Below are 13,736 nucleotides of genomic sequence, written 5' to 3'. Positions count from 1 at the left end.
GATAAATATAGGAATTTAACCATGTTACTTAGCCGCTGGCTGTGGCCCAGTTTACTCACATTGTTAGCCTTGAGTTGTTTACTCTCGGTGAGCACGGGGCCCGTCAGTATTAGCTTGATTGACTCCTTAAGCGCGGTGATGAACTGGGCTACCCAACAAAACATGGGTAATATTGCGCCACACGAGCAACTGGTGATCAACACAGTGCGTTTACCTCGCACATTATTAGCCTTGGCGGTCGGCGCCATACTGGCCCAGTGCGGTGCAGTGATGCAGGGATTATTTCGTAATCCCTTAGCCGATCCTGGCATTATTGGCGTGTCGTCTGGTGCAGCACTTGGGGCCGCGATTTGTATTGTGCTATTACCCAATGCTAATGCGTTATTCATCCCCCTTGCAGCGTTTGCATCAGGACTTATCACCACATTGGTGGTTTATCGCCTTGCCAGCAGCCCAACAGGAACATCTGTCGTATTACTGTTGCTCTCGGGTGTTGCCATAGCAGCACTCGCGGGCGCGGGTATTGGCGTGCTGACTTACCTCGCCAACGACATGGCACTACGTGACTTAACCCTATGGCAAATGGGCTCTATTACGGGCGCACAGTGGATTTATGTCAGCTTAAGTCTCGCAACGTTAATCTTGATCAGTTGGCGTTTTCGCCAAGATGCGGCGGCGCTTAATGCCTTACTGCTCGGCGAGGCTGAAGCACGCCATTTAGGGATTGATGTAGATAGGCTCAAACTCCGGCTGATTTTACTCTGTGCTTTAGGCGTGGGAGTCAGCGTTGCCGCAACAGGAATTATTGGTTTTATTGGTTTAGTGGTGCCGCATCTAGTCCGCATGATGTTAGGGCCAGATCATAAACAACTATTACCCATCAGCGCACTGTTGGGCGCCACGTTATTAGCCTTGGCCGATATCGGCGCCCGCGCACTATTGCCGCCCGCCGAATTACCTGTCGGGCTGGTCACTGCACTCATTGGCGCGCCATTTTTCATTTTTTTATTGCTGCAACAGCGCAGCAAGTTAACCTAAGCGAATATCTATGGCCACCCTCTCTGATTCAAATATAACGGCTCACTCAGCAAAGGCACGCATTGCTCACTCCCAACTGAAAATTTGCCAGCTTAATGTGGCCATTGGGCAAAAAACAGTGCTCAGTGATATCAATGTGCAATTTAAGTCGGGCGCGGTCACCGCCCTTCTTGGCCCCAACGGTGCGGGTAAATCCACTCTACTTAAAGCGTTATGCCAAGAAATCAGCACACCAAGGCAAAGCATATGCTTAGGTCATCGCCAACTTGCTGACTGGCCAAGGGCTGAACTCGCAAAATCCTTAGCGGTACTGCCACAACACGCTAGCTTGACGTTTCCCTTCACTGTAAGTGAAGTCGTCGCCATGGGTTTGTATCCCTTAACCATCAGTAAAAAAGCAGGCGAGATTTTAGTGGCTAACCAGATAGCTGAAGTGGGGTTAACCTCGCTGGCAAATCGTAGCTATCCAACGCTATCGGGGGGTGAAAAACAGCGCGTACAACTCGCACGCGTACTAACTCAACTGAGCCAATCACCGTTTGCGCCCATACTGTTATTAGATGAGCCAACATCAGCCCTCGATCTTGCACAGCAACATAAAGTGCTCGAATTGGCCCGAAGTTTAGCCCATCAACAGGGGTATACCGTCATCGTCGTACTGCATGATCTTAATCAAGCCGCTCGTTATAGCGACCAATTAATTGTGTTAAAACAAGGACGAATTGTAAGTGAAGGCATTCCTGCTCAGGCATTATCAGTTGATACCATCCGCCAAGTCTGGGACTACGAACCGATATACGTACCGGCTCCGCAGGGCGGCCATCCATTGATTTTTTAACACACTGAAACTACTAGCCTGACGTTTTTGAGTCTGAATATGGGTATAATCAATAACATATACTTTTAGTACAGCCGCTTTAACTGAGGCAGAACCCAAATGAAACCCACTATCTCGACAGAAACACAGCAAAACGCACTCGCAGCGGCAAAAGCCATCCAAAAACCGGGGCAAAATAAAGAGCAAACTAAGCTCATCGCCCAAGGTATTGAAAAAGGTATCGCTGAATACAAAAAGCTCCAGAAAGCCAAAGCCCGTGAACGAGATAAAGCCCGCAAACAGCAATTAAAAGCTAAATTTCAAACAACAAATAATATCGATGATACTGACGAATTTGACGATAACAGTGAACCCAAAAACCAGTTTACCACCGCCACTTGGATAGCCATAGCCATGCTAGTATTAAGTTGGCTAGGTTTCGGCGCCTATATTATGACCGCTTGATAAAGCCAGTGGAGCAGCAATTGAGATAACAACTAAACGGCTATGCAATTGATACTAAAGCGATATCAGCAACACTGGCGAGCTCACACACTCGCCGCGTTATTATCAGCCACACCAATCTGCTGTTCTATTTCAGTGATATGCGTATCAACCCAAGCACTACTGATAGGTCCCCAGGTGACGATACGGTAATAACCTGAGTTGTTACGGCTCCCTTCCTGCACAAACTCAGCTTGAATACCAATGTCTTCAAAGGCGGCGATAGCATCTTGTAAGGTGCGACGTGGCATACCAGTTAACTTATTGAGTGATAATATGTTATGGCGCTCATCATCCATTAAATGTGCTAAATACAGCTTTCGAAGGAACGCCTTATGTTGCTTTGAAACGGCTTGCTGCGTTGGTATGGCAAGTGACATAAAATAACCTGACGAATGACAAATAGAATTAGTATTAAAATTACTTGATATTCAGTTAATAAGGCAAGAGAAAGCACTAAATAACCTTCACACTAGGAACCACAACACTACAATGTCTTGAAATTTCCCGCCTAACATGATTATGTCTAATCGGGGACATTAAACCCTGTGCCCGCAGACACACTACACTTACTAGCGCGACTCATGACTTTGGCTCTCTTATCATGGCAACTCAGTAGCAAGAGGTATTAATCATTTATGCTCTATATTGCACATAAACCCAGTAAAGCAACCACTTGGCATCACCACTATAAGTGGGCGGGGTTAGTTGCACTGTGCAGTGTTCAACCGTGCCAAGCAATAGAACTTCAAATTGGCGTCAGTGAATCCATTCCACCCTATGTCATCCAAGAAACAAACAGTGGGCTAGAGCTCGAATTACTCTTCAATGCATTGGCGGTTAAAGGGCATACCGCCTCAATTCATTACCTACCATTTGCACGCACTTTTCATGAATTTAAAGCAGCTAAACTCGATGGTGTGATTAATATTAAAGAAGGTATGGTTAAAAATGTCTTTTATTCCAATGTGGCAATAACGTACCAAAACTGTGCGATCAGCCTCATATCAAACCAATATAATATCAATAGTATCGCTGATTTAAATCACAAAAATGTCGTCACTTTCCAGCGCGCATCAAGCTTACTCGGGGATGAATTTGCCCAAATGACGAAGGTCAATAAGGGTTATCAAGAGCAAGCTCAGCAAATACAGCAGGTGTATATGTTAATGAAGCACAGGGCCGATGTGATAGTGATGGATAAGAATATTTTTGAATACTATTTAAAGCAGGCTTTTATTGAAGGCAAACTGACTCAACAAGACTTAGCACAGCAGACTATTTGTCATCCCATATTTGCCCCCACGCAATACCGTTTTGCGTTTCTGAGTGAACAAATTCGTGATGATTTTAATACTGGGCTCAAACAAATTACTGACAATGGCACTTTATGGGCACTAAAAGAAAAATATCGACGTCTCATCTCTTTTGATAATCATACTGAGACGTCACCTGACTTTATTGTCCCCAAGATGATCAAGCACGATCCCCTTTAGGTTTACTGTTGGTGTCGAACTATTTCACCACTAATACAGGACATTTAGCATATTTTACAATATCCTGCGTGACATGAGGCTTTAAAAAATCAGCTAAGCCGCTACTGCCATGACTGGCGATCACCAGCATACCTACATCAGCAGCCTCAGCTAAAATTTCATCAATGGCATCACCATTACGCACCACTAGCTTGATATTAAGTCCCTCAGTGAGATCCTGTTGCATTTCCTGCTGCAAACTTTGCATCTTTGCATCCACAAATGCTTTAAGTTCATTTTCTAATGTCGCGGGAATATCAACGGCAATACCATAACAATGGGCGCCGCGGGCAGGGCTTGTCACATGCAACAAGCGGATATCGACATGGTAAAGATTAGCCATTTCAACAGCATATTTTAGCGCATGCGCCGCGGTAGATGAAAAATCAGTAGGACATAACACTTCTTGAGTACGCATAAGCTTATCCGTTATTTAAGTTTTAATGAGCTGACTTTCGAGCTTAACGATTTATTATTAACCTAAAAATACCATTTATTTATAGCAATTAGCTATGTATCTTGCGTTGTCATTTTAATTAATTATTCTTTACCAATCAAAAAGAAAGGACGCATTGAGCGTCCTTTGGCATTATTGAGCCCAGCTAACTTACTTCACTACAAGCACAGGACAAGCCGCACCGTTTGCCACAGCTTCGGCGACATTGGTGTGCAAAAAGTGTGAAATCCCCGTGCGTCCATGGCTCGCAATCACCACCATACCGGTATCTTTACTGTTAGCTTCATCTAAAATCTCATCAACGGGATCGCCACGGCGGATCAAGGTCGTGACGGGAAGCTCAGTATTTAGCCCTTCTAACAACGCCTGCATTTTAGTTGCCGCCGCGTCCTCCATGCTCTTAGCAAGCTCTTCAGGAGTAATAGATAAAATCATGAAGTTCTCATCACCGATCGGTTGTTCTACTACATGTAAAATTTTTAAGCCTACATGGTATAGATTTGCCATTTCAATAGCATAGCTCAGTGCATGGGCCGCAGTTTCCGAAAAATCTGTGGGCCAAAGTATTTGACCTGTACGCATAATCTGTACTCCTTTTTAGTACTGATTGATGATGAGCTGTGTTGAGCTGTACTTAACAAAACCACATTAACGCGATTAGCCTTTTAGCCAAGCGACTGCATCGCCATTATCAACAAAAAATCTTACTTCAGCAGGCGTAAACCAATTAGCTAATTTTGCTAACACTTCCTGCAAGGTTGTTTTACCGACAATAGCAATCTTTTCAAAATGTCGAATATGTTTAACCCCAAGTTTAATATCATCCCAAGCCGCTTGTAACTCCATACCTTCTAGCTCAGTAACATCCACTAAAGCAAAAATATCGGGATCTTTGACTCCTTCAAGTGCTGATTCCAATACAGGAACCATCATCTCGTAGTCTTGATGCGTTAAAGTACCGATTGCTTTAACCGCAACAAAAAAGTCATCATCTCCGTGACGTTCAATACCAATCGAAATTCCATGTTTTAACATTGCCATACATCCTCCTTATGTAAAATTTATTATCAATCGCTTAACAAACGCACACTTCAGTTTAGAAGTTAACCCTAACATATGTCGTGATCATGCTCAAAAAGACACCGGATAACTTGTATCATCCGACTAAGCACGCTAGAGTAAACCGACTAATCAGTCGGTACCGATTAGCACATTAAATCACTTACACAATACGCGTTGTTAACATCAAACACTTGCAACCACGGCGATAAATATGACCACAGAACAAGCAAAAATATCCCACTTAAGTGAATTATTTCAACGACAACGCAGCAGCTATTTGGCAGCGCCTAATCCAGATCACGATATGCGTCGTGAGCGATTAACCCAACTTAAAGCCGCAGTACTACGCTTTAAAACACCTTTAGTCGAAGCCCTAAGCCAAGACTATGGCCATCGCTCGGTTGATGACAGCTTGATTTCAGACATTATGCCGGTCATCAACAACATCAATTACAGCCTAAAAAATCTGAAAAGGTGGCTCAAGCCTAGTGCTCGCCATGCGGGTATTTTGCTCGCGCCCGCTAAAGTCACAGTGCATTATCAGCCCTTGGGAGTTATTGGCATTATCGTACCGTGGAACTTCCCCGTGATGCTGTCCATTGGCCCGCTAGTGACTGCCATTGCCGCGGGGAATCATGCCATGCTCAAATTATCTGAGTTCACCCCTGCAACCAATCAAGTGATAAAACAACTTTTAGCAGAAGTCTTCGATGAATCCCATGTTGCTGTTATCGAGGGTGAAGCGGATGTGGCCGCGGAGTTTTCAGCCCTGCCCTTCGATCATTTACTCTTTACCGGCTCTACCACTGTGGGTCGCCATGTGATGCGCGCCGCAGCCAATAATCTGACTCCAGTGACACTCGAACTTGGCGGTAAGTCACCAGTGATTATCGCCCCCGATATGTCGCTTGAGATAGCAGTAGAACGCATGATTTACGGCAAGTGTCTCAATGCAGGACAAATCTGTGTCGCCCCCGATTATGTGCTGTGCCCTAAAGCCAAAGTCGATGACTTTATCGCCGCCTATCGAGCTAAATTTAAGACCATGTACGGCGTAATAAATAACAATAAAGACTACGGTAGCATCATTAATACCCGTCAGTTTGACCGTATTATCACAGTGTTAAACGATGCCAAGGCCAAAGGCGCCCGTGTCATTTCGGCGACTGATGAAGCCATTGATAGCCAAAACCGCAAACTTGCGACTCAGCTAATCACTAATACCAATGAAGATATGCTATTGATGCAAGAGGAGATTTTTGGCCCATTATTGCCGATAATTGGCTATAACTCCCTAGATGAAGCGATTCAATATATCAATTACAGAGCAAGGCCTTTAGCGCTTTATATCATGAGCTTTGATGAGCCCTGCCAGCAAAAAATCCTCCAGCAAACCCATTCTGGTGGCGTCTGTATTAACGAGACCGTATTCCATGTGGCCGCCGATGACGCGCCCTTTGGCGGTATTGGTCCCTCGGGTATGGGGCATTACCATGGTAAAGAAGGCTTTTTAACCTTCAGTCATGCTAAAACTGTGCTCAGCCGAGGTCGCTTTAATACGGGTAAGTTTGTGCACCCGCCCTACGGTACGTTTATCCAACGTATGCTGATGAAGCTGTTCTTGCGCTAGTGACGGGGATAAATCGTGAATACACAGTTAATGGAACAACCTATAAAAACTAAGACAGACAAACGCCAAGCGATTCTCGATACCGCTTTGGCGTTGTTTGTCAGCCAAGGATTTCATGGCACTTCAACCGCATCGATAGCTAAGCAAGCCGGTGTCGCTACGGGCACCTTATTCCATCACTTCCCTTCCAAAGAAGCCTTGTTGGAATGTTTGTTTCTGACTATAAAACAAGAATTTGCCAATGCTTTACTGTTAAACGCGCATCAAGACAGTAAGCTTAAACACAATGCCAAACAACTCTGGCAAAGTGCGATAGATTGGTCACTAGAAAACCCCATCAAGCAATTGTTTTTTCAGCAATACTCAATGTCGCCTATGATTGCAAAAAATGTGCGGGATCAAGCCATGAACAGTATTTTAGGCTTTATTAGCGAACTGATTAAGCAGGGACAAATGATGGGATTAATCGCCCACTACCCTGTGGAGCTAATGCTAGAAAACTGCCATGGTCAGTATCTGGCCGCCACACGCTTTTTTATTGATAACCCACATTTAGGCCACAATAGCCAATACCGCAATGCCAGTTTTGAGCTGTTTTGGAAGGCCATGCAAGCCGATTAACAGAGGAATACTAACAGCTTAGATTGATATAACAAAAAAACCGAGCCAGATTAAATGGCTCGGTTTTTATTGATGCTTAAAGATTACACCACTCAACGCTGGCTAAACCGAAACCTAGCGCTGACTGAGCCAAAAGTTAGCTGGCCTTAGCTTAACTCTGACTTAGCTCCTGTACTTTTTCAGCGGGTTGTGCCACTTGCGTTGGATTCCAATAACCCTGCTTAATTCCCTTATCAATCAGCTCCGCAACAGCCAGTTCAATTGCCTGTAGCACGCAAAATTGTACTGGCTCGTTAGTGGTAAAACCAACCTCAGCCTCGGCGAGTCGATTTAAGCTGGTGTAACGGAATAAACCTGCACGCATTTCTTGGGATAAAACCCGCTTGCTGGTCGAAACCGACATCATTACTTTGCCGGTATGCACATCAACAGCGCGCAAATAAATGGTCACCAGATCTTCGCGATACATTTCCGATGCGCCAATACCGTAATATTCAACGCCACTACCGCCGGTGCTAGTGTTAGTTTCATAGCTGATAACGCCTCCTTCGAGTAGTAATCTGGCGGTGGATAATACCGGTACTTCATCCCCCTTAGTGCCGCTTTTTTTGCTGCTAATTTTGCGCTCGGTAAGCAAATTTTGCAGCCCTTCACGCTCAACAGGGGTAAACCATCTCGAGTCGAGCAAGGTCTGCATCAACATCGATGTTGCGCCCTGAGTCACTGCGGTCGAAAATGAGCTCACATTAGCCTGTGGCTTATATTGTCCCGTTTGATCGCGAAAAGAATATACGGCTACTGGAATCGGAAACTTAGGTCCAGGTTGCGCTTGCAGCCCACGCATCACTTCACTTATGGGATTAACTTCAGCAGTAGTGATATTAAGATCTGGTTTTGAGATTAAACTGCACGCCGAAATACTGATTAACATCAGGCTGATTAACACTAAACGGACCATTAGCTGATCCCCCCAAACGTCGGCATTTCTATCACAGTGACTTCACCCGTTTCAGTATTTGTAATCGTTAACATCACGCCATTGCCCGTCGACGCCACTTCGATACGAAAATCACCGGTATCATAAACACCGTCGGTAATTTCCCCATCGGCGACACCTCGGGTAATCGAGTTGATAATGTTACGTTCTAGGGATTCTTTAAAGCGGGTGACAAAGTCCTTCTCGTTCGAAGTCGATTTATGGTCATTTTGCGCTTGAGCCTTATTTAATAAAAAGGCCCCATTTTGCGGATTACCACCAAAGCTGGGGTTTACTGGAGTGTAAATCAATTCAGTGGCTTGACCACTGCCTGCAACACATAGCGTAACAAGGGCAAGTAACGTCCTGTAAGTCATTCTTATTATCCTAAAAATCGTCCGATGTTTCTGAAAATTCACCTGTGAGGGCATTGGCTCTCACTTGCGCTAAATAATCAATGGTGAGCAAAATGGCCTGCTCTGCACTCTCTTTTATCGGATTTGCACGACGACCAAAATGGGTGGTGTAAATCCGCGTCCCGTTTACCTCTAAGGTTAAAACGGTTCCCGCCTGTGGAAATACCGTCTCATACAGGGTGACGTTAAAGCCTTGGGTAAAGGGCAATTCACGCCAATAACTTGAATAATAAAAACCAAAATCTTTACCAAACCGAGTCAAGGTTCTATCTATCACTAACCCACTAATTTCAATGTCGTTATCGGCAAGTGTGATAGGAGAAGCCAGCAGTAGAAATGGACATAAAACACAGATCAGCAGGCGCTGTTTTAACGGTTTCACTTATCCCTCCTTTACCTATATAAGCTTGCTTTAAAAATCATTGCCACCTCCGTTAACACAACCTAAGTGATGGGAATGATTTTTTGATAAAGCAGGTTAACAGGGTTAAAGATCTCCCGTCATTACGTGTAAGGCAAAATTAGCCCGAAGAGCTAAGGTGAAAAGGTGAAAATAACCCATTTGGGTAATGCGTTATCCCGCGTAATATCGCTGTCATCAGCATTAAATGGCTAAAACGCCAATACAGATAACTTATTACCTCGAAATACCGAGTTTCCCTTTACAGTAAAATCCTTGCCACATAAGATCCTGCCACCCTCGTAGCCAAAACAATCAAAAGATAAAATCCTATGACGACAATTACAATCACTCGCCCAGACGACTGGCATATTCATTTAAGAGATGGTGCGCAGCTTAAAGATACCGTGCGTGATATCAGCCGCTATATGGGCCGCGCCATCGTCATGCCCAACTTAGTGCCGCCCGCTATCGATACACAAACCGCACTAACCTATTACGACCGCATTAAAGCTAAGGTGCCTACAGGCTCACAGTTCGAACCTTTAATGGTGTTGTATTTAACCGACAAAACCAGCCCAGATGAAATCCGTAAAGCCAAAGCTTCGGGTAAAATTTTCGCCGCTAAACTCTACCCTGCGGGCGCGACGACTAACTCAGATTCCGGAGTGACCGATGTTAAAAATATCTATCCCGTACTCCAAGCCATGCAAGAAGTCGGCATGCTGTTTTTAGTCCACGGTGAAGTCACAGATTCAGCTATTGATATTTTCGACCGCGAGCGTGTCTTTATTGAAAATATCCTCAGTAAAATTGTCGCCGATTTCCCAGCGCTTAAAATCGTGCTTGAGCATATCACCACCAAAGATGCGGTCGATTTTGTCACTCAAGCCTCTGATAATGTGGCCGCAACTATCACAGCGCACCATTTACTGTATAACCGTAACCACATGTTAGCTGGCGGTATTCGCCCGCATTTTTACTGTTTGCCGATTTTAAAACGCAATACCCACCAACAGGCGTTATTGGCCGCAGCAGCGAGCGGTAGCAAGAAGTTCTTCCTCGGCACAGATTCGGCGCCCCACGCTAAGGATAAAAAAGAAGCCGCCTGTGGCTGCGCGGGTTCGTACACGGCCCACGCCGCCATTGAGCTATATGCCGAAGCCTTCGAATCGGTGAATGCGCTAGATAAACTCGAAGCATTTGCAAGCTTCAATGGCCCAGATTTTTACAATCTGCCACGCAACATCGACACGATTACGCTGGTAAAAAAATCATGGGATGTACCCGCGAGCTATCCGCTGGGCGACACCAACGTGGTACCGATTCGTGCAGGTGAAGCCATTGATTGGCAGGTAAAATAAGCGCTTGAACTAGGCTTATTATCCTGCTGCTATTGAGCAGGATAATATCGAACTAATGCCATAAAACTAATGCTATAAAACTAAGAAAATTAAGGCCGCATCAGCGGTCTTAATTTGAGACTCGCACGATTAAGAGGGGATTAACAGCAATACTCTCTTCAGTTTAAAGAGCGATTCATGATTTATCTTTTATGCATAGGATTAATCACGTTTATTCCAGTGACAAGCCATAAACTCCCCTGAGGGCTCAACGGTCCAGTCCATGCCGCCAATGGTCACTTACATGCGAGTAATGAATTTCATAGCCATTTTAGTAGGCTTGTCCCTAAACGACTCATGTCTTCATTAAGCCACCAGCCTCATACACCAATAAAAGTCACCTAAAACTTAGATGGCAAATCCATGTACAAGTACTGCACTAAATCTAATTCACCACGTCTTTAAGGCAAATTCTCTGGGATGTTCTACTCTAATATAACCAATTTACAACCATTTACATTGGACAAGGTTACTGAGCGTTTTTAATCTAATGTTAGTAAGCACAATACTCATTATGAATAACTGATTTCATTAATATGGGTATTTTTAGGGTTGACGTTAGTACTTGCGCAATTAATAAACGTCTTTTGAGAAGTATTGTAAATAGAACATTAAATTCAATTTTTTCATAGTAGTTACGTATATTTTTCTACAAGAAAAACACTTATAAATGGCGATTAATCGGTTTAACTAGTGTTAACATTAACTAAAGGATTATTTAGCCTTATATTATTGAGAAATAGCCAATATACAAAGGAGTGTGGCATGAGAAACAACCAACCGATTACCCGTCAAGAAAGAACCTTCCCTGAATCGATAAAACTTATTTCTGTGACCGATTTACAAGGCACAATTCTCGAATGTAACGATGCGTTTGTCGATGTGAGTGGTTTTAAAAAAACGGAATTAATCGGACAACACCACAACATTGTGAGGCACCCAGAAATGCCTTCAATTGCATTTACTCAAATGTGGTCTTATTTAAAAGCAGGCAAACCTTGGATGGGTATGGTTAAAAATCGCTGTAAAAATGGTGATTTTTATTGGGTAGATGCCTATGTTACGCCAGTCACTACCGCTGGCAAAGTGGTCGGTTATGAGTCAGTAAGGTCATGTCCTAAGCGAGATGACGTAGCAAGGGCCGATACTTTATATCAGCAAATTAATGCGGGTAAGTCTTTTGCTACATCAGGGCGCATTTCTGTTGCAAACTTATGCCTTATTTTTGCCCTCATTTCAGCCTGTGCGCTTTATTTTGCAGGATACCCAACTCTGTTTAGCATTTTACTGCTGAGCACTGCAGTGCTGTATGCCATTTCAATAACCTACAAATACAAATCTACGGTTGACTCGTTAAATGCCATGTTAAAAATGAGCTTCTCTAACGACCTTGCCGCCAGAGCTTACACAGACTCAAGTGGCACACTGGGTTTATTAAAGGTGAGTATTTTAAGCCAAAATGCCCATCTAGGGACGGTGATCACTCGGATTGAAAATGCGGCATTGAATATGGCTAAAGAGTCAGACAATGGCTATCAGTTAACCCTTAACACCTGCGCCGAGATTGAACAACAGCAGGCAGAAACCTGCCAAGTTGCGACAGCAATGAATCAAATGACCACCACGATTGCCGAGGTTTCAATACACGTATCAGAAACCGCAAACCATGCAGATACGGCGAATAACTTAGCGATTAAGGGCCGAAATATGGCCGATATCACCCAACAGTCGATTCAAAAACTTAAAACTACCGTCAACGATATCAGTGTTTCCGTCTCCGAGCTTTCAGATCAAACGGTGCGCATTGCACAGGTGGCACAAATCATTGAGCAAATTGCCGATCAAACTAATTTACTGGCATTGAATGCCGCTATTGAAGCCGCCAGAGCGGGAGAGCAAGGCCGAGGATTTGCCGTTGTCGCTGATGAAGTACGTAATCTGGCGCAACGTACACAGGAATCGACCCACAGTATCCATGGGATCATTGAAGAACTCACTACCAAGGCTAAACAAGCCGTTAATGCCGCCCATGTTGGCTCTGAAGCGGCTAATGAAGGGCTTGAAAAAGTCGTTGAAAGCGCCGCTATGCTTAATGGTATTTCAGACGCCGTAAGTCAAATTGCCCATATGTCGACGCAAATGGCGGCAGCGGTAGAAGAACAAACCCATGTTGCCGAAGATATTAACCGCCAAGTAGTTAATATCTCTGATTTAGCAGGCACTAGCGCTGAAAGTGCTATCGATACCTCAGCGTCAATTATTAAACTTAAAAATACCGCCGATGAACTCCACGAACTGGTGGTCCGTTTCAAGCGTTAAAAAAGCACTACATTATTGAGATATCGCCGCTCAAACAGGCTAAAAAGCCTGAAAGAAAATTCCGAAGGCACTGAAAATAGCCACAAACCATGAGAGGGATCTCAAGGTACCTTTATTAGCAAGATACAAAATATGGTACACAAAACGGGCTGCAACATGGCTGATGGCAAGCCATTCTGCAGTCGGTGTCACTTTGCCAGTAGCCATTACCACTAATACCGCTAGGCCAAAAACTAAGAGTGATTCAAAAGCATTTTGATGCCCAGCTAAAGCACGTGCGCCAAAACCAGTTAGCTGCGCCTGTTGGGCGCGAGGATGGTTATTATCATAACCGCCCGCCTTCGCCATCGCCCAAGCAACGGGGCCTTTGGCTAAATACGGCAATAACATCGCGATAAACAAACAAATGAGTAAGGTATTCATGGGCTGCACTTCCTATTATTTTAGTATTTGAGTGTATTCAGTATGTTGAATTGATGAGTGTATGCGCACGACGACATTATTTCACCCTATACCTACTGTCGCTCACAAAATGCAATCGTAACGTTAAGCGACTCA

The 13,736-nt window shown here is 44.3% G+C and carries 16 protein-coding genes; 8 read left to right on the top strand and 8 right to left on the bottom strand.

Features of this window, described 5'->3' with window-relative positions; all coding sequences use genetic code 11:
* The first annotated feature begins 21 nt into the window (after positions 1 to 21).
* From ACRN9H_RS12535 to ACRN9H_RS12525, 3 genes are all read left to right on the top strand, one after another.
* Positions 22 to 1,038 (top strand): FecCD family ABC transporter permease, encoded by a 1,017-nt coding sequence (locus ACRN9H_RS12535; protein ID WP_432314103.1) that lies wholly within the window; start codon positions 22 to 24, stop codon positions 1,036 to 1,038.
* A gap of 10 nt (positions 1,039 to 1,048) precedes the next feature.
* A complete protein-coding gene (locus ACRN9H_RS12530) occupies positions 1,049 to 1,876 on the top strand; it encodes a heme ABC transporter ATP-binding protein (RefSeq protein ID WP_432314101.1) in 828 nt (275 codons plus the stop codon).
* Positions 1,877 to 1,975: 99 nt separating this feature from the next.
* Positions 1,976 to 2,320 carry a DUF2956 domain-containing protein gene (locus ACRN9H_RS12525; protein ID WP_432314100.1) on the top strand — a complete coding sequence of 115 codons (345 nt, stop codon included), beginning with the start codon at positions 1,976 to 1,978 and terminating at the stop codon, positions 2,318 to 2,320.
* A gap of 83 nt (positions 2,321 to 2,403) precedes the next feature.
* Here the strand turns inward: ACRN9H_RS12525 and ACRN9H_RS12520 are convergent, their stop codons facing one another.
* Positions 2,404 to 2,739: a winged helix-turn-helix domain-containing protein gene (locus ACRN9H_RS12520; protein ID WP_263189284.1), complete on the bottom strand. Its 336-nt coding sequence runs from the start codon at positions 2,737 to 2,739 to the stop codon at positions 2,404 to 2,406.
* Between the two features lie 258 nt (positions 2,740 to 2,997).
* On the opposite strand from ACRN9H_RS12520, the gene ACRN9H_RS12515 reads away from it, so the two are divergent.
* Entirely contained in the window at positions 2,998 to 3,855 is an 858-nt protein-coding gene (locus ACRN9H_RS12515; RefSeq protein WP_432314099.1) for a substrate-binding periplasmic protein, read from the top strand.
* A gap of 19 nt (positions 3,856 to 3,874) precedes the next feature.
* On the opposite strand, the gene ACRN9H_RS12510 is transcribed toward ACRN9H_RS12515, so the two are convergent.
* From ACRN9H_RS12510 to ACRN9H_RS12500, 3 genes are all read right to left on the bottom strand, one after another.
* Positions 3,875 to 4,312: a universal stress protein gene (locus ACRN9H_RS12510; RefSeq protein ID WP_220774833.1), complete on the bottom strand. Its 438-nt coding sequence runs from the start codon at positions 4,310 to 4,312 to the stop codon at positions 3,875 to 3,877.
* A gap of 189 nt (positions 4,313 to 4,501) precedes the next feature.
* A complete protein-coding gene (locus tag ACRN9H_RS12505; protein ID WP_220774834.1) occupies positions 4,502 to 4,933 on the bottom strand; it encodes a universal stress protein in 432 nt (143 codons plus the stop codon).
* Positions 4,934 to 5,008: 75 nt separating this feature from the next.
* Positions 5,009 to 5,392 carry an STAS/SEC14 domain-containing protein gene (locus ACRN9H_RS12500; protein ID WP_432314097.1) on the bottom strand — a complete coding sequence of 128 codons (384 nt, stop codon included), beginning with the start codon at positions 5,390 to 5,392 and terminating at the stop codon, positions 5,009 to 5,011.
* Between the two features lie 232 nt (positions 5,393 to 5,624).
* On the opposite strand from ACRN9H_RS12500, the gene ACRN9H_RS12495 reads away from it, so the two are divergent.
* Both ACRN9H_RS12495 and ACRN9H_RS12490 read left to right on the top strand, forming a co-directional pair.
* On the top strand, positions 5,625 to 7,043 hold the full coding sequence (locus ACRN9H_RS12495) for a coniferyl aldehyde dehydrogenase (protein WP_432314096.1): 1,419 nt from the start codon (positions 5,625 to 5,627) through the stop codon (positions 7,041 to 7,043).
* 30 nt (positions 7,044 to 7,073) lie between these two features.
* Entirely contained in the window at positions 7,074 to 7,664 is a 591-nt protein-coding gene (locus ACRN9H_RS12490) for a TetR/AcrR family transcriptional regulator (RefSeq protein ID WP_432314212.1), read from the top strand.
* Positions 7,665 to 7,815: 151 nt separating this feature from the next.
* On the opposite strand, the gene ACRN9H_RS12485 is transcribed toward ACRN9H_RS12490, so the two are convergent.
* The 3 genes from ACRN9H_RS12485 to ACRN9H_RS12475 are packed head-to-tail and all read right to left on the bottom strand — an operon-like array spanning position 7,816 to position 9,438.
* Positions 7,816 to 8,622, bottom strand: a complete 807-nt coding sequence (locus tag ACRN9H_RS12485; RefSeq protein WP_432314094.1) for a CsgG/HfaB family protein — start codon at positions 8,620 to 8,622, stop codon at positions 7,816 to 7,818.
* Positions 8,622 to 9,017 (bottom strand): curli assembly protein CsgF, encoded by a 396-nt coding sequence (locus tag ACRN9H_RS12480; RefSeq protein WP_432314092.1) that lies wholly within the window; start codon positions 9,015 to 9,017, stop codon positions 8,622 to 8,624. The genes ACRN9H_RS12485 and ACRN9H_RS12480 overlap by 1 nt, the downstream gene beginning before the upstream one ends.
* 10 nt (positions 9,018 to 9,027) lie before the next feature.
* Positions 9,028 to 9,438: a curli production assembly/transport protein CsgE gene (locus tag ACRN9H_RS12475; protein ID WP_432314090.1), complete on the bottom strand. Its 411-nt coding sequence runs from the start codon at positions 9,436 to 9,438 to the stop codon at positions 9,028 to 9,030.
* A gap of 350 nt (positions 9,439 to 9,788) precedes the next feature.
* Here ACRN9H_RS12475 and pyrC point away from each other — a divergent pair, with 350 nt between their 5' ends.
* Together pyrC and ACRN9H_RS12465 are read left to right on the top strand one after the other, a co-directional pair.
* The gene (gene pyrC / locus ACRN9H_RS12470) at positions 9,789 to 10,820 is read left to right on the top strand and encodes a dihydroorotase (RefSeq protein ID WP_432314088.1); all 1,032 of its coding nucleotides are present in this window, start codon (positions 9,789 to 9,791) and stop codon (positions 10,818 to 10,820) included.
* A gap of 804 nt (positions 10,821 to 11,624) precedes the next feature.
* Positions 11,625 to 13,178, top strand: a complete 1,554-nt coding sequence (locus ACRN9H_RS12465; RefSeq protein WP_432314086.1) for a methyl-accepting chemotaxis protein — start codon at positions 11,625 to 11,627, stop codon at positions 13,176 to 13,178.
* Between the two features lie 39 nt (positions 13,179 to 13,217).
* On the opposite strand, the gene ACRN9H_RS12460 is transcribed toward ACRN9H_RS12465, so the two are convergent.
* Positions 13,218 to 13,601, bottom strand: coding sequence for an MAPEG family protein (locus ACRN9H_RS12460; protein WP_220773915.1), 384 nt, complete (start codon positions 13,599 to 13,601; stop codon positions 13,218 to 13,220).
* Positions 13,602 to 13,736 lie beyond the last annotated feature (135 nt).

The sequence above is a fragment of the Shewanella sp. MF08487 genome, assembly GCF_050848685.1.
GTDB classification, from domain to species: Bacteria; Pseudomonadota; Gammaproteobacteria; order Enterobacterales; family Shewanellaceae; genus Shewanella; species Shewanella glacialipiscicola.
The sequence above is the reverse complement of the archived record's forward strand: the minus strand, read 5'-3'. Positions and strand labels throughout refer to the sequence as shown.

Excerpts from the sequence above, each read along its gene's own strand:
- ACRN9H_RS12535 (WP_432314103.1), top strand. The coding sequence starts at position 22 with ATGTTACTTAGCCGCTGGCTGTGGCCCAGTTTACTCACATTGTTAGCC.
- ACRN9H_RS12530 (WP_432314101.1), top strand. The coding sequence starts at position 1,049 with ATGGCCACCCTCTCTGATTCAAATATAACGGCTCACTCAGCAAAGGCA.
- ACRN9H_RS12525 (WP_432314100.1), top strand. The coding sequence starts at position 1,976 with ATGAAACCCACTATCTCGACAGAAACACAGCAAAACGCACTCGCAGCG.
- ACRN9H_RS12520 (WP_263189284.1), bottom strand. The coding sequence starts at position 2,739 with ATGTCACTTGCCATACCAACGCAGCAAGCCGTTTCAAAGCAACATAAG.
- ACRN9H_RS12515 (WP_432314099.1), top strand. The coding sequence starts at position 2,998 with ATGCTCTATATTGCACATAAACCCAGTAAAGCAACCACTTGGCATCAC.
- ACRN9H_RS12510 (WP_220774833.1), bottom strand. The coding sequence starts at position 4,312 with ATGCGTACTCAAGAAGTGTTATGTCCTACTGATTTTTCATCTACCGCG.
- ACRN9H_RS12505 (WP_220774834.1), bottom strand. The coding sequence starts at position 4,933 with ATGCGTACAGGTCAAATACTTTGGCCCACAGATTTTTCGGAAACTGCG.
- ACRN9H_RS12500 (WP_432314097.1), bottom strand. The coding sequence starts at position 5,392 with ATGGCAATGTTAAAACATGGAATTTCGATTGGTATTGAACGTCACGGA.
- ACRN9H_RS12495 (WP_432314096.1), top strand. The coding sequence starts at position 5,625 with ATGACCACAGAACAAGCAAAAATATCCCACTTAAGTGAATTATTTCAA.
- ACRN9H_RS12490 (WP_432314212.1), top strand. The coding sequence starts at position 7,074 with ATGGAACAACCTATAAAAACTAAGACAGACAAACGCCAAGCGATTCTC.
- ACRN9H_RS12485 (WP_432314094.1), bottom strand. The coding sequence starts at position 8,622 with ATGGTCCGTTTAGTGTTAATCAGCCTGATGTTAATCAGTATTTCGGCG.
- ACRN9H_RS12480 (WP_432314092.1), bottom strand. The coding sequence starts at position 9,017 with ATGACTTACAGGACGTTACTTGCCCTTGTTACGCTATGTGTTGCAGGC.
- pyrC (WP_432314088.1), top strand. The coding sequence starts at position 9,789 with ATGACGACAATTACAATCACTCGCCCAGACGACTGGCATATTCATTTA.
- ACRN9H_RS12465 (WP_432314086.1), top strand. The coding sequence starts at position 11,625 with ATGAGAAACAACCAACCGATTACCCGTCAAGAAAGAACCTTCCCTGAA.
- ACRN9H_RS12460 (WP_220773915.1), bottom strand. The coding sequence starts at position 13,601 with ATGAATACCTTACTCATTTGTTTGTTTATCGCGATGTTATTGCCGTAT.